Below are 14105 nucleotides of genomic sequence, written 5' to 3' on the forward strand. Positions count from 1 at the left end.
TATTAAAATTTTAACCTCGTTTGTCTTTACTGCTTGAATCGAAACTTATTAAGTTAAACATTTGTCGCATTCGAGAACGTACACGATTACCATATCTTTCTTCTAATTCTTGTGCATTTAGGTTGGTTGTAGCGTGTGTTCTTATTTTTCTTTTTAGGAATAAATCGTAACGAGATAAAAGAATTTCTCCCATTACATTACAATCTTTACCAAAATGACGACCAGTTGATTCAACACCTAAATCATCAAAACAATAAAAACTACTATTACCATATTCTTCAATAGTTTTGTAACCAATATTATTAAATGCGAATGTGATATTTCTAGCAGGAATTAGTTCATACGGTTTTTGATGTGGTACCATAAACCTTAATAATTTCATTAAACTTGTTTTACCACAGCCTACAGGTCCCGATAATAATATCCCTTTGTTTGGATCTATTTCTAATTTTTTGCAAGCCTCAAAATCACTTATAAAATAGACACATAGTTTATATAAAATAACCTCATCTTCTTCATAGATTTTAAAGTTTTTACCAAAGAGCAGCTTTCCTTTTGCATCAAGATAAATTAATATTTTTTTGAAATCGTATGAAATATTATTGTTATTAAATTCTCCTAATTGGTATTGAACACCTCCTTCTTTTATAATATGTGGTTGTATCTTATTCATAGTTTTAGATAGTGAGTTACTGAAATAAGCGCCGTATGACGCAAAGCGTTATAAAGGCTCATTGTAGTTTTTGTTTTTACTTGTCTTTAGGTTGTCTTGATTTTGGCTAACTGCTTTTTGATTTATTTTTGTTTTTATTTCTTCAGCTTTTAGCATCCAATTTTTAGCAGTAGCTTGCCAATTGACAATTTTTGTTTTTCCACCTACTTTCCAACCAATACCTTGATAATGATTAAAAAATTTTTGAGCTTCAATTATTGGCCATTTTTCATTTTTAAAAAAAGTAATAACATCATTTTCATTTTTTGGCTGGTCAAGTTTATTAATGTTTTTATTAGTTTGTATATGTTTATTATTAGATACCAGTGCTTGTCCGTTTATAGGATTGTATGAGTCCATAACTTGTTTATAACTTGTCTCAAAATTGAACATCTTAATTTTACTTCCCTTAAATGGATTGTGTGATGGATAGTAAATAATATATTTCCAATGATTTAGCTCTTTAATACATTTATGATATGTTGATTTAGAGCCTATCTTTGAAAAGCTCATTACTTCTTCTCGATTGATATAAAATTCGTCTAAAAACCGATTGTTATTCCAGATTTGGAATAATGCTATATATAAACTTATATGTGTTGGATTTAAACGGTTGTCTTTAGAGAATTGAATAAATACACCTTTTAGGTGTTTTATATAATTAACTTTTTGCATAGAATAGGTGTTTTAGCTGCACTTAAAGTGGCATTAAAACTTGTTGTGTATTCTATTGTCTTGCATTACTTTTTGAATATCATCATAATCGTAATAAATAACACCACCAACTTTAGTGTATGGTAACGTTCCGTTAATTCGTAAGTTTTGTAATGTACCTGGTGAAATACTTAACAGGTCGCGAACTTCTGGTGATTTTAACCATTTTTTAGTGGCTAAACCTGTTTTGTTATTGATGATTGTTTTAATACCTTCTAATAATTCTAATTTGAATTCGTGAAGATCTTCGGTTGTAATAATTGTTGCTGCCATAGTAAACGATTTAAGTTAAAAACAGCTACCACATCAAACTTTCGTTATCAATGGCAGCTATTAAATTGATTTAATTCACGAGTTAGAATGTTTTTTTCAAATAGGTATTCGTGAATCTGTGATTTGACTTTCGTTTAGCAAATATGAAGTGAATTATTGAGTGTTTTTCACAAGTTACACCCAACTTGGGTGTTTTTATACGCTCATATTTAATGAGTTACATTGATTTGTTTTAATGTTTTACTTGTAAAACATAGGCAATAAAAAAGAGCAAATACTATGATAATTATTTGCTCTTTAAAACACCCAAGTTGGGTGTTTATTCATCAGATTCTAGCATTTTATCTACTAAAGACTCTTTTAGTTTATCAATGAATTTTGTTTGATTTATTTTGCGTGAACGGATTTCTAAAAAAGTTCTGTAATAATCGCCCAAACTAACGTTAAACATTTGTTCGCAAATTAAGGCTACCTCTTTAATATCTGCTGTTCCACTATTTATTACTCCAGAACTATGAAGTGCATAAATGAGTTCTATTAAATCTGTTTTATTACCTGTCCAAAATAATTTTGATTGCTTTTGAAAAGCGTTATAATTTGCTTCCATACCATTGTTATTTTCAAGTTTATCAATTTCAGTTTTTAAATAAATTATTAGCATATCATAAGCAAGAATTGTGGCTACAGTAGAATCGTGGCTTGTAGAAAATTTATCATCTGCGAAAAAAGAAAGAGAATCTGGAAATAAACGAATATTAGCTTTTCCTCTTATAAAATATTCGTTATCCAAAAAAGTAGCACCTCGTCTATAATAATGATAAAACTCTAAATTATCATTAAAATAATTTTGCAACCTATCTATATGTTTGTTAAAATACTTTACTTGAGATTTGTTACTACTTCTTGGTCTTTTACTTTCAATACTAAATAATTTCACATAATAAATTAATTTACTAAAAACTTGAGGCTTAATATTTTTGAAAAAATAGATTTCATCAGAAGTTGATGCTGATTTTCGTTTTAACAAAAGTTCTCTTATTTGTTCAAGAGCTCTTTGAGTTACCTTAATACCCTCTTCAGACTTCTCTAAAACGCCTTCAATTTCTTTTTCTAAAAAATCTAAATTAGAATCTAATTTTTTTACTATTCTTTCAATTTTTTTCAACTTACAGTAGTTATGAGGACAATAAATCTGGTTTGTTTAAAAATACTTTACTTTAAAAAAATTAAAATAAATACAATGACTTTAATTATTTAACGCCATTGCATTCGTTGTAATCTAACAGCATTTAATATTGCTAATAATGCTACGCCTACATCTGCAAATACTGCTTCCCACATCGTCGCTAAACCACCTGCTCCTAAAATCAGTACAATTACTTTGACACCAAATGCCAAAATAATATTTTGCCAAACGATTTTTCGTGTGGAACGACTTATTTTAATGGCTCTAACTACTTTTGAAGGTTGGTCGGTTTGAATGATAACGTCTGCTGTTTCAATAGCTACATCACTACCCAAACCACCCATTGCAATTCCAACGTTACTTGCTGCTAAAACAGGCGCATCGTTTATACCATCCCCTATAAATGCTACTTTATTTTCAGGATTCTTTTTTAAAATTTCAACTTCGTTTAACTTATCTTCTGGTAATAAACCACCTTTAGCATTTTCAATATTTAGTTCTTTAGCGACTTGTTGAGTAATGGAATCTTTATCACCAGAAAGCATCATAATATTTTTAATGCCTACTTTGTGTAATGCTGTAATTGTTTCTTTTGCATCTTCCTTTAATTCATCTGCTATGACTACATAACCTGCAAATTGATTATCGATTGCAACTAATACTATCGATTCTACAATAGATTCCGTTTCCGTTGGAACATTTATATTATTCGCAGTCATTAAGGCTTTATTTCCTACTAAAACTGTTTTACCATTTACAATTCCTTTTAATCCTTTACCTGCAATTTCAGAAACGTCTTGAGCTTCAAAATCTTCTCCTTCTGATTTATACTCTAAAATTGCTTTAGCAATTGGATGCGTGGATTGTTCTTCCATCGCCATTAAATATTGCATAAATTCGGTTTCTTTCCAATCAATTGCTTTTACTTCTTTGATTTTAAAAACACCTTTAGTTACGGTTCCTGTTTTGTCCATTACCAAAGTATTTATCTTGGTCATTGCATCTAAAAATGAAGCACCTTTAAATAATATTCCATTTTTTGAAGCTGCTCCCAATCCACCGAAATATCCTAATGGAATTGAAATCACTAACGCACAAGGACAAGATATTACCAAGAATATTAATGCTCTGTATAACCAATCTCTAAATATATAATCATCTACAAAAAAGTAAGGTATAAAAGTAACACCAATAGCTAAAAACACTACAATTGGTGTGTAGATACGAGCAAACTGTCTGATGAATAATTCTGTTTTAGATTTACGTGCTGTTGCATTTTGAACCAAGTCTAATATTCTCGCAATAGAACTGTCTTCAAACTTATTGGTTACCTCAACTTCAATAACGCTTTCCAAATTAATACTACCCGCGTAAACCTTTGCTTCTTTTTGAATGGAATCTGGTTTGCTTTCTCCTGTTAACGCAGCTGTATTTAAAGATGCTTTTTCGGATAATAAAATGCCATCCAATGGAATTTTTTCACCTACACGAATTTGAATTTTCTCTCCAATATTGACAACTTCAGGCGAAACACTTTTATAATCTCCCTCACGAAATACATTGGCTTCTTTAGGTCTAACATCTAATAATGCTTTTATATTTCCTTTTGCACGATTTACAGCAGCACTTTGAAATAATTCGCCTACTGCATAAAATAGCATTACTGCAACACCTTCGGGATATTGGCCAATTACAAATGCACCAATGGTAGCGATGGACATTAAAAAGAACTCTGTAAAAAAGTCGCCTTTTTTAATGCTTTCCCATCCTTCTTTGATTACTGGAAGTCCAACAGGTAAATAAGCGGCACCATACCAAATAATTCGTATCCCATCTTTAAAAAAAGGCATATCAAAATAATCCAGTATTATACCAATAATAAGCATTGCAAAACTTATAATGGCGGGAATATAGACCTTGAAGTTATATGATGAAGCACTGTGATTGTGTCCATCATCGTGGTTATGCTCTTTTTCCGAACTTGGTTTTAAATCTCTTAAATTAACTTTCTTTTTTTTCATGATTAAGCTATTGTGTTTTGCTTTTAAAAGCTTTGATGCTAAATATTATTGTTTATCCAATTTTAACACTAATTGTGCAAATTGCACCTCTATGGTATCATCGATACCCTCTATTAAGGAATCCAACCCCGTATTTGAAACCAATAATTGTCCAGATGCGCTTATCAGGCAGGACATACTTAATCCTTGTTCTATATGGGTAATGGTTGCTTTAAATTGTGATTTAAAAGATTTCCCTTGATAAGTAATAACTATTAGCCAATTAAATTTGATAGGGTCGTGCCGTTTTGACAAAAAATCCTGTGATGGAATTGTACCAGTAAACCGAAGCATTAATGGGTCTTCCTGTTCTTGTAAAATGGCATTGATTTTAGAACTATTTGTTGATAAAGATTTGAGGTCAAGGACGCCGTTTACGACTTTGGAATCATAATCAAGATATAGTGCCAATTTATGGCTTTCTGCCTTGATGGGTTTATCATCAACCAAAGTCATCATCATAATATGACCTTCTTCAGTTGTATAAACTTTTTGGGCGTTTACCTTATAATAACTAACCAACAAGATTATTAAAAAACAATGTTTAATATTCATAATTCCCATCTTTACTTGTATAATTAAAAAAAGCAGCTTCTACTTTTGCTTTTAATGCTATTAATCATTTTGCCTTAAAAAAGCATCATAAAAGCTGCCTGCTATTAATTAAGTTTTCACTTAATATATTTTAAATAAAAAATTTCGCTCTTTCCTGTAACGATTTACCGCTACTTGTTATCTATATCCTTTTTTCTTTTACCGAAATAATAAATCAGCGCAACACTTGCACCTAATAAACCAAACAGCGTGTTCTCAAAAATTTGATTTCCATTGATATTCAAAATTTCAATGACATTGTTTATTAAATATTGCCACCAATTAATTTCATAATTCTGTCTGCTAAACGTGAAAATTGTTACCCCAAAAGGTTGAAGGATAAAAACACCTACTGCAAACCCAATTAAAATGGTAATAAGAATGTTTTTTTTATTCATCGCCTGTCTTTTACGGTTATAAACTTTACTGGCTTTCAATCCATTTTTTAGCGTCTTCCTTTTGGTCTATATTGAAATACCTTATTTCAGCATTTGTAAAAGGTTTCATAAACTGTGTTGCCCATTCTTGCCACTTTTTTTCTCCTACCATGGCAATTCTCTCATAGTCCCTTTCATGGGCAACATCCATTTTAAAATCTTCCCACAAACCTTTTATGTTCCATCCTTCAAAATTGTTCACCTCAAAATACCACCGTATTTTTAAGCCTTTATCAAGAATGGCATGGATTATTGGGTGTACTTTTTCAATGTCCTGCTGTTGTAATTTTCCGCTTGCAATGGTGGCAATCACATTCTCGTGTTTTATGTCTGTTATTTGTAACATCTTTTAAAGTTAATTTAATTGACCATGCAATGGAAGTGCATTTTCTACACATTTGAATATTTGATAAACCATTTCTTCATTAAAAAAACGACAAGCAAAGTATGGTTGCCAAATACTGACTATTTAATCACCTTGTTATCTTCATATCTCAATAATCGTAAAGCATTAATTACAACGACAAGGGTTGAACCTTCGTGTATGGCAACTGCCACTCCTATACTTGCCCAACCGATAAGAGTTGACGGAATTAAAACCCCTACAATACCTAAACTTATCCATAGGTTTTGCCTAATTATCTGCTTCGATTTTCTGCTTAACCCTATTACAAAAGGTAGGTTTTCTATTTTATCTGACATTAAAGCTACATCTGCCGTTTCCAGGGCCACGTCACTTCCAGCAGCACCCATTGCAATTCCTACGGTACTATTTGCCATGGCGGGCGCATCGTTTACACCATCGCCAACCATTGCAATTTTTGAATATTGTTCCCTTAATTGTTGAATGGCTGATACTTTGTCTTCAGGTAAGAGGTTTCCTTTTGCCTCGGTAAGCCCAATTTGTTTGGCAATGGAATCCCCTACGTTTTGATGGTCGCCTGTTAACATTATCATTTTCTTAATACCAATTTCTTTTAAGCGTTTTAAGGTTGTTATTGCTGCTTCTCTTGGTACATCCATTACACTTAATAACCCAATCAATTCATTTTTAAAGGCAACCAACATGACAGTATGCCCATTTTGTAGTAGTCCATTCATTTGAGACGTAATAGATTTGCTAACAGCAATGTTTTCATCCATCATAAGTTTTGCATTGCCAATAACTACTGTTTCCCCATTATAGGTGGCTCGAATTCCTTTTCCTTGAATAGCATTCATGTTGGAAGCTTGGTTTTTTTCCTCAATATTGTATTGCGATTTTACATCTTTTGAAATGGCTTTTGCCAACGGATGATTGCTTAAACTCTCTACATCCAATACCAATTCTAAAAACACATTCTTATCAAATCCGTTTAGCGGAAGGGCATTTGTTAGTTTAGGCTTACCTTCTGTAAGTGTTCCTGTTTTATCAAAAGCTATGGTAGTAAGACTTCCTAAATCTTCCAGTGGTCGTCCTCCTTTTATTAGAACGCCTCCTTTTGCAGCTCTCGAAATTCCGCTTAAAACTGCACTTGGTGTAGAAATTGCCAAGGCACATGGACTTGCAGCAACCAATACACTTATGGCTCTGTAAATGCTTGCTGTAGCATCTTCACCTGTAACTAAATAAGAAAACCACAATATCGCTACTAAAATTATTACGCACGGCACAAACCATTTCTCAAATTTCTTGGTTAATAACTGTGTAGGTGATTTTTGTGTTTCAACTTCGCTCACCATTTTCACCAATCGGGAAATGGTAGAATCTTTGCTTAATTTTAAGACTTTGACTTCTAATGCGTTATCGCCATTTATGGTTCCTGTATAAACTACATTTAGTTTGTTGATTTTATTAAATTCCGGTAAGTTGTTACCATTGGCAACTGCAAATTTATCTACAGGCATACTTTCTCCGGTTATTGAGGCTTGGTTAATGCTGCTATTCCCTTTTACAATAACTCCATCGGCAGAAATTTTTGAGTTTGGTTTTATAACAATAATATCATTAATCTGCAACTCTTCTACCGGAACTTCTTCTACTTTATTGCCTTTTTTTACCAACGCTGTTTTTGGGGATAGACTGCCCAGTGCTTCAATAGATTTTTTTGCTTTGTTCATAGCATATTTTTCCATGGCATGGCCTATACTAAATAGAAACAACAATAAAGCACCCTCTTCCCAACTGCCAATGTAAGCAGCTCCGGCAGCAGCAACTATCATTAAAAAATCTATTTCAAATTCACCTTTTCTAACTTTTGCAATAGCTTCGAGAGTTGTGTAATAACCACCAAAGAAATAGGTTGCCATATAGCTGTATAAGGCAATTTCTGGCAGTTTAAAAGCCAATTCAATAATAAGTCCGGCAAAGAAGAATACGCCACTTAAAATTGCAAAGTACAATTCGGTGTTCTTTCCGAAAATTCCACCATGATCGTGATTGCTGTCATCTTTATGTTGTGTTTCGTTTTTACTCATTTTTTTTATTTTTTAAAATTGGTAAATGATTCAATATCAATAAGCCAATTACAAGTAACGTACTCGTAACGGCAATTAAATACATACCGTAACCCACTGCAATGCCTATTGCTGCAGTTGCCCAAACTGTAGCTACAGTAGTCAAACCAGAAATTAGATTTTTTGTTGAATCCCGAAAAATGATTCCTGCTCCTAAAAATCCAACCCCTGAAACAATATTGGCGACAATACGGGTCTGGTCTGTTACATCAATGTGAGAATTGATAATTGTTATTAAGGTCGCCCCAAGGCAAACGGCTGCATACGTTCTAATTCCAGCCGCATTTCCGTCAATTTCTCTATCGAGCCCTATCAAAACGCCAAGTACAAGGGCAACAAGTAATCTTGGTATGAGTGTCATTTCAATTTGAAAACCCATCGTTATTGTTTTTATTATAAAACATAGTAATTTGTTGGTTTGTTCCTTTCGGGAAAATTTACTTCTCCTATCATTTGTTTTAAATTTATCTCAATGGTTGTGGCCAAATCGGTTACAGGTGTATCCATAGGTCGATTTTCAAAAGGGTCCTGCATCAAAATGGATGTTTTTTCAATGGCAACGAAAATAATCGGTATTCCAATAGTTAGACTTATTTCCACCGCCAGGTATTGGTCTGACAGACCAAATGGTAACATTGTGGCAAATACATAAATGATTAAATGGATTAATAAACTATGTGCTTTGGGGAAGACCGTGTTTTTTATACGTTCGCACTTGCCCATAGAATCACATAATCTGGCTATGGTACTGTCTATTTGTACCTGCTGAAAATCATTGACCATACCGTTTTCTTTTGCTTTTAGCAAAGTTTCAGAATGTTCTGACAATAAAGTATTTGGAATATTAAAAGACTCCAACTTATAAGATTTTTGGTATTCCTTAACTTTGGGGGAAAAGGGTAGTTTTCTCAATGATTCACCCAATGCATAGCACCAGATTATTTGACGGTTGGTCATTTCATTGACCAAAATATCGTACTGCCCGTTGCTCCTTTTGAAAAATGAAACACATTGTCTGACCAGTGTTCGGGAATCATTCACAATTGCGCCCCATATAATACGGGCTTCCCACCAGCGCTCATAAGCTTGATTGGTTCGAAAACCCAAAAGCAAAGCTACCGCAGTGCCAAAAACAGCAGTAACACCAATTGGAATAGAGATTTTTGACAAAAAACCATATTGGTCCAAAATACCCACAGCTACAGCATAAGATACAATAAATACAATATCAAACTTTATGGTTTTAATAAAATTGACAATGGATATTCTTTTATTTAAGAGCATATTGAGAAATTATAATTGTTATTAGTGGTGGTGTTCAAATTTTTTCCCAATTTTTTGAATAATGGGATAGATAAAGATTGCTATGGCCGAAAGGAAAATTATCCCAGAATACAAGGCATAAATTCCAGAAAACAATTTGCCAGCATCGGTTTGTGCTTCATCCAAGGGACCCATTCCTGTAAGTATCATTGAAGCGTTTAAAAAGCTATCAATCCAACTTAATTTCAAAAAATAATAATACCCAAGCATCCCGATTCCCAAGGAAACAGTTATAATTAAAATCATAATAATGCCACCGTTGAATATTTTGTGGTACAATCTGTCATTCATTAATTTCATATAGTTTGGTTATTTACATTTTGTATTCCAATTATGTCATAAACTTTCTTGTTATAAATCTTAAACCTAAAGCTATATATGAAATATTGGTAAAAGTTAGAGTTCTATTTTAATAAGGTTTTTTAACTATACTTCAGTGCCACATTTAGAACAAAATTTTGCATCCATAGGTATTGGTTCTTCACAACTTTTGCATTTTACTTTACCCAAAGGCTCGCCACAATGTTGACAAAAAGAAGCATTTTCAGGATTGTTTTTGCCGCATTTTATACATCTCACAACAACCTTGGGTTCATCAAATCTTGGGTCATTATTTTTACGTTGATGCTTGTTGGAATGATGACCATAACTTCCTCTTAATAAATGTTTTAAAAATCCCATATTGTTTAATTTAAGTGTGTTTCCATATAATCTAATGCTTCGGGCATATCCAACTCACGGGTACCGTTCCCGGTTCTGATAAAGAAATGAGAACGGTCGCCCAGGTTCAAATACACGGGTTTTTGCGATTTGTAGACCCTTACATAACAGATATCCTTTTCTTCAAATTGGTAAAAGGCCACTTTTGCCAAAGGGCAAAAATGGGTGCCTAACTTGAAGGACACCAACTGCATTATATACTGTTCAAATCCGTCCTTGCCCGGTTTCTTTAAAGTACCGTAATCTTGTTCGAGCCCCAGGATACGGCCTTCATCGTCAACTCCTATAATCAAATGGCCGCCTTCGGTATTCATAAATCCCGCAATGGTCTTTGCCACTACCATTTCCAAGGCTTTGTTTACCTTACCTTGTCGAAGGTCCCACCGCAAGGTACTTTTGAATTCTACCTCGTGGTTTTCACCTTTGTCCAATAATTCCCTTATCAAGGTTATTCCGACTTTCTCCCTATTTAGTTGAAATATTGTTTTTCTTGTATAGAACATCAGGGCGAGACTGCTTCCCATAATACCAAACAGGATATTTTTTAGGATTTGGTCCACATCTCCAAATCCAAGAGCTTGCCCAACTGCATTTTTGAACAAATACCACCAATTGCCCGTATCACCGCTCTGGTCATACTGGAATAGGGAAATGCCCAATGGCTGTATAATGATTATGCCCACCGCAAACCCTAAAACAATAGCAATAAGAAGTCCTTGCCTGTTCAGCCCTCCTATTTTTTGATTATGTATGTCATTAGCCAGTTTCATTGCAGTTTATTTTTTCTTGTTTTCCCGTAACAGTTTCTTTCGCTGTTCAAACTCTTCCTTGCTTATTTCGCCCCGTGCAAAACGTTCCCTCAGGATTTCCATCGCACTATCCTTTTTCCGTTTCTGTCCCGGGGTGGGGTAAGGAATTAGGAATATCCAAAAGATGAGGATTATCCAAAGTCCCCACCATATCCAGTGCATTCCTCCAAAATACCAATCGTCCATCATAGTGTTTCTGTTTTTAAATCAATAGTATATCCATTTTTTATGTTATTCTATTTCTATCCATTCTTTGGCCAATTCTTTTTCTTCGGTCTTATAAAATTTTATATGAGCTTCTGAAAAAGGAAGCAATACCTCGGTAAATTGTTCTTGCCATTTAACGCTACCCACCAAAGCAACACGCTTTAAATGCTTTTCATTCGGAAGGTTTAATTCAATTCCCTTCCAATATGCCTCTGCTGTCCAGCCTTCAAAATTTTCCATCTCGATGTACCAATACACTTGTGGATGGGCAGTTATATGTTCTGTTAAGACTGGTATCAAGTTTTCATAATCCTTGGCATCCAGCTTATTCTCTGCTACCATATATACAGTAGCCTCTTTTTTATAGATTGTTATCATTGCTCATTATTTATAAATGATAATTGAATTTAAAAACCAAACGTTTAAACCAAATTGCCACTGCATTTTTCGCAGATACCCTTTACCACCAAGTTGATATCCTCGGTAATATAACCATCAGGTAAGTTGATGTGAGGGATTTTATGTTCTGTTAAACAGACCGTCTCATTACAATTGTTGCAATGAAAGTGCAAATGAAGGTCGTTGCCGACCTCGCATTCACAATTTTCTTCGCAAAGGGCGTATTTTATAACCCCTGTCCCATCCTCGATTTGATGCACAATCCCTTTTTCTTTAAACGCTTTCATAGTCCTAAATAGGGTACTTCTTTCACTGACCTTAAAATCTTTTTCCAAGTCGCCAAGGCTGATGGCCACATTCAACTCTGCCAACCGCTTATAGGTCATAAGGCGCATAGCTGTAGGTCGTATTCCTTTGCTTTCTAAAAATTGAACTATTTTTTCCATTTGTTTAAAAAGAGATTTACAGGTCGTGCCGTTTTAAGGAATCTCCTGTTTTAATTTGAAACGCATCTTCAATATTTGCTATATAAATAATACCATCTCCAGGCCCGTCGGTTTTGGCGTTGGCTATAATTGTTTCAATGGCCGCTTGGGCTTCCTCATTTTGACAGACCAATTCCAATTTTACCACAGGACTATCTGTTACGTGAAAATCTAGCGACGGTCTTGCTCCTTTTGCCTTGAAAGCTCCAGTTCCTTCTGCTTGTGACAGGGTCATACTTTCAAATCCATTGTCAGAAAGTGCTTCAATGACTCTTTGGATTCGGTTCGGTTTTATATATGCTTTTATTTCCTTCATATTATGAATTTTTTAAATTTTTAATCGATTTTGAACCGAGCCTGTTTTCTAATTTTTAACTAACTAATTAAGACGATAAACAAACCCGGAATCAAAACCTTTGATTATTATTGAATTAATGTCCGTGTTCCAGTTCGCCCTTGACCATTTCCGAAGAAAGGGTGTAGGCTCCAACTGTGACAACCATAATATTTTTTGCCATTTCTGAAGGAATATTGATTTCCACAAAGCCAAGGTCATTGACACCTGTACTTACGGGGATTCTTCTAAATTTCACCGCGTTTTCTTCGGTTTTCTCATCCTCATCCACAATGAAAATATAGGATTGTTCGCCTTCCTTGACAATGGCTTCCTCTGGAACGGCATATCCTGATTTTTGTCCTTCCGCAATCCTGCCTTCAACATACATACCGGGAAGTAATTCGCCATTTTTATTATCTATATCAGCGTGCACGTGCAAGGCCTTAGGGTCTTCCTCAAAAGTTTTGCCGATGGAATGTACTTCTGCGGTCAACAATTCATCGGGTTTAGAAGCTACCGTAAAGATTATTTTCTGTCCTTCCTTTACCTTTGGAATATCCTTTTCGTACACTTTTAAGTCTAAATGAATTTTAGAATTATCGCTCACGGCGAACATCTTGGTCTGCGGTGCCACATAGTCCCCAAGACTTACCATTACCTCGTCTACGTAGCCCGATATTGGTGTAGTTATAGGTATTGCAGAGTAGATTTCTCCTTGTTCTACCTTGGATGCGTTAATCCCCAACAAACGTAGTTTTGACCTTAAACCGGTTACACTTGAGGTCGTGGAACGAAATTTTGATTGTGCCATTTGGAATTCCTTGCCTGAGGAAACACCTTTGTCGAACAATATTTTTTTTCGCTCAAAATCCTGCTTTAGGAATACGAGTTCGTCGTTTTTTTCCTGATATTCCTGCTGCATACTTATAATATCCGGATGTTCAAGATATGCAAGCACTTCACCCTTGCGCACTTTATCTCCTTCTATAACCTTGATGGACCTAACATTACCACCCATAAATGGACTAATATTGGCCTTGTCTTGAGGGAAAAGTTCGAGTCTTCCTGTAACCTTGATATTGTTACCGAGATTACGTTTTTCCAACAATTTGGTCTCAAGACCAACGGTTTCGATTTGGTCGTTGGTAAGTATTACCACACCTTCCTCGCCTTCTTCTTCATTATGACCGTCTTCTTCTTCATTATGTTCACCGTGTGCATCTCCTTCACCTTCCATTTTTTCGGTAGTTGTGTTTTCTTCGTTATGTCCCAATTCTGAATCGGGCTTGTCATTGCAGCCAACCATAAAGAAGGTCATTAATGCTACAGTTACTATTGCTATATTTTTCATTT

General features: G+C 34.4%; 19 protein-coding genes. All 19 read right to left on the reverse strand.

The genetic code is table 11. From position 1 onward, the window contains the following. Nucleotides 1-10 precede the first annotated feature (10 nt). Entirely contained in the window at nt 11-673 is a 663-nt protein-coding gene (locus tag AC28QF_RS12075) for a P-loop NTPase family protein (protein ID WP_068704639.1), read from the reverse strand. Nucleotides 674-721: 48 nt separating this feature from the next. Then, nucleotides 722-1387 (reverse strand): hypothetical protein, encoded by a 666-nt coding sequence (locus AC28QF_RS12080; RefSeq protein ID WP_068704637.1) that lies wholly within the window; start codon nt 1385-1387, stop codon nt 722-724. 33 nt (nt 1388-1420) lie between these two features. Continuing rightward, nucleotides 1421-1699 carry a helix-turn-helix domain-containing protein gene (locus tag AC28QF_RS12085; RefSeq protein ID WP_068704635.1) on the reverse strand — a complete coding sequence of 93 codons (279 nt, stop codon included), beginning with the start codon at nt 1697-1699 and terminating at the stop codon, nt 1421-1423. 319 nt (nt 1700-2018) lie between these two features. Further along, nucleotides 2019-2864 carry an RteC domain-containing protein gene (locus AC28QF_RS12090; RefSeq protein ID WP_215968337.1) on the reverse strand — a complete coding sequence of 282 codons (846 nt, stop codon included), beginning with the start codon at nt 2862-2864 and terminating at the stop codon, nt 2019-2021. Between the two features lie 89 nt (nt 2865-2953). Continuing rightward, nucleotides 2954-4906 carry a heavy metal translocating P-type ATPase gene (locus AC28QF_RS12095; protein ID WP_488202062.1) on the reverse strand — a complete coding sequence of 651 codons (1953 nt, stop codon included), beginning with the start codon at nt 4904-4906 and terminating at the stop codon, nt 2954-2956. A 45-nt stretch (nt 4907-4951) separates the two neighbouring features. Beyond that, nucleotides 4952-5500 carry a hypothetical protein gene (locus tag AC28QF_RS12100; RefSeq protein WP_248400095.1) on the reverse strand — a complete coding sequence of 183 codons (549 nt, stop codon included), beginning with the start codon at nt 5498-5500 and terminating at the stop codon, nt 4952-4954. Between the two features lie 170 nt (nt 5501-5670). Beyond that, the gene (locus AC28QF_RS12105; RefSeq protein WP_248400097.1) at nt 5671-5937 is read right to left on the reverse strand and encodes a hypothetical protein; all 267 of its coding nucleotides are present in this window, start codon (nt 5935-5937) and stop codon (nt 5671-5673) included. A 25-nt stretch (nt 5938-5962) separates the two neighbouring features. Then, a complete protein-coding gene (locus AC28QF_RS12110; RefSeq protein WP_488202061.1) occupies nt 5963-6322 on the reverse strand; it encodes a SpoIIAA family protein in 360 nt (119 codons plus the stop codon). A gap of 119 nt (nt 6323-6441) precedes the next feature. After that, a complete protein-coding gene (locus tag AC28QF_RS12115; RefSeq protein ID WP_488202060.1) occupies nt 6442-8433 on the reverse strand; it encodes a heavy metal translocating P-type ATPase in 1992 nt (663 codons plus the stop codon). Beyond that, on the reverse strand, nt 8426-8851 hold the full coding sequence (locus tag AC28QF_RS12120; RefSeq protein WP_488202059.1) for an MgtC/SapB family protein: 426 nt from the start codon (nt 8849-8851) through the stop codon (nt 8426-8428). Before AC28QF_RS12120 ends, AC28QF_RS12115 begins: the two co-directional genes overlap by 8 nt. A gap of 14 nt (nt 8852-8865) precedes the next feature. Continuing rightward, nucleotides 8866-9756, reverse strand: a complete 891-nt coding sequence (locus AC28QF_RS12125; RefSeq protein WP_488202058.1) for a bestrophin family protein — start codon at nt 9754-9756, stop codon at nt 8866-8868. Between the two features lie 21 nt (nt 9757-9777). Beyond that, nucleotides 9778-10095: a hypothetical protein gene (locus AC28QF_RS12130; protein WP_488202057.1), complete on the reverse strand. Its 318-nt coding sequence runs from the start codon at nt 10093-10095 to the stop codon at nt 9778-9780. A gap of 126 nt (nt 10096-10221) precedes the next feature. Beyond that, nucleotides 10222-10476: a zinc ribbon domain-containing protein gene (locus AC28QF_RS12135; protein WP_026775387.1), complete on the reverse strand. Its 255-nt coding sequence runs from the start codon at nt 10474-10476 to the stop codon at nt 10222-10224. A gap of 5 nt (nt 10477-10481) precedes the next feature. After that, nucleotides 10482-11285 (reverse strand): AlbA family DNA-binding domain-containing protein, encoded by an 804-nt coding sequence (locus AC28QF_RS12140; RefSeq protein WP_488202056.1) that lies wholly within the window; start codon nt 11283-11285, stop codon nt 10482-10484. 6 nt (nt 11286-11291) lie between these two features. Then, nucleotides 11292-11513: an SHOCT domain-containing protein gene (locus tag AC28QF_RS12145; RefSeq protein ID WP_026775389.1), complete on the reverse strand. Its 222-nt coding sequence runs from the start codon at nt 11511-11513 to the stop codon at nt 11292-11294. Between the two features lie 42 nt (nt 11514-11555). Then, nucleotides 11556-11909, reverse strand: a complete 354-nt coding sequence (locus AC28QF_RS12150; RefSeq protein WP_099647762.1) for a SpoIIAA family protein — start codon at nt 11907-11909, stop codon at nt 11556-11558. Nucleotides 11910-11953: 44 nt separating this feature from the next. Beyond that, complete coding sequence (locus AC28QF_RS12155; protein WP_488202055.1) at nt 11954-12376, reverse strand: Fur family transcriptional regulator; 423 nt, start codon at nt 12374-12376, stop codon at nt 11954-11956. Between the two features lie 16 nt (nt 12377-12392). Then, entirely contained in the window at nt 12393-12731 is a 339-nt protein-coding gene (locus tag AC28QF_RS12160; RefSeq protein ID WP_179004455.1) for a P-II family nitrogen regulator, read from the reverse strand. A 115-nt stretch (nt 12732-12846) separates the two neighbouring features. After that, the gene (locus AC28QF_RS12165; RefSeq protein ID WP_179022171.1) at nt 12847-14103 is read right to left on the reverse strand and encodes an efflux RND transporter periplasmic adaptor subunit; all 1257 of its coding nucleotides are present in this window, start codon (nt 14101-14103) and stop codon (nt 12847-12849) included. Nucleotides 14104-14105: the final 2 nt, after the last annotated feature.

This window comes from Tenacibaculum sp. M1.3A (genome assembly GCF_057732375.1).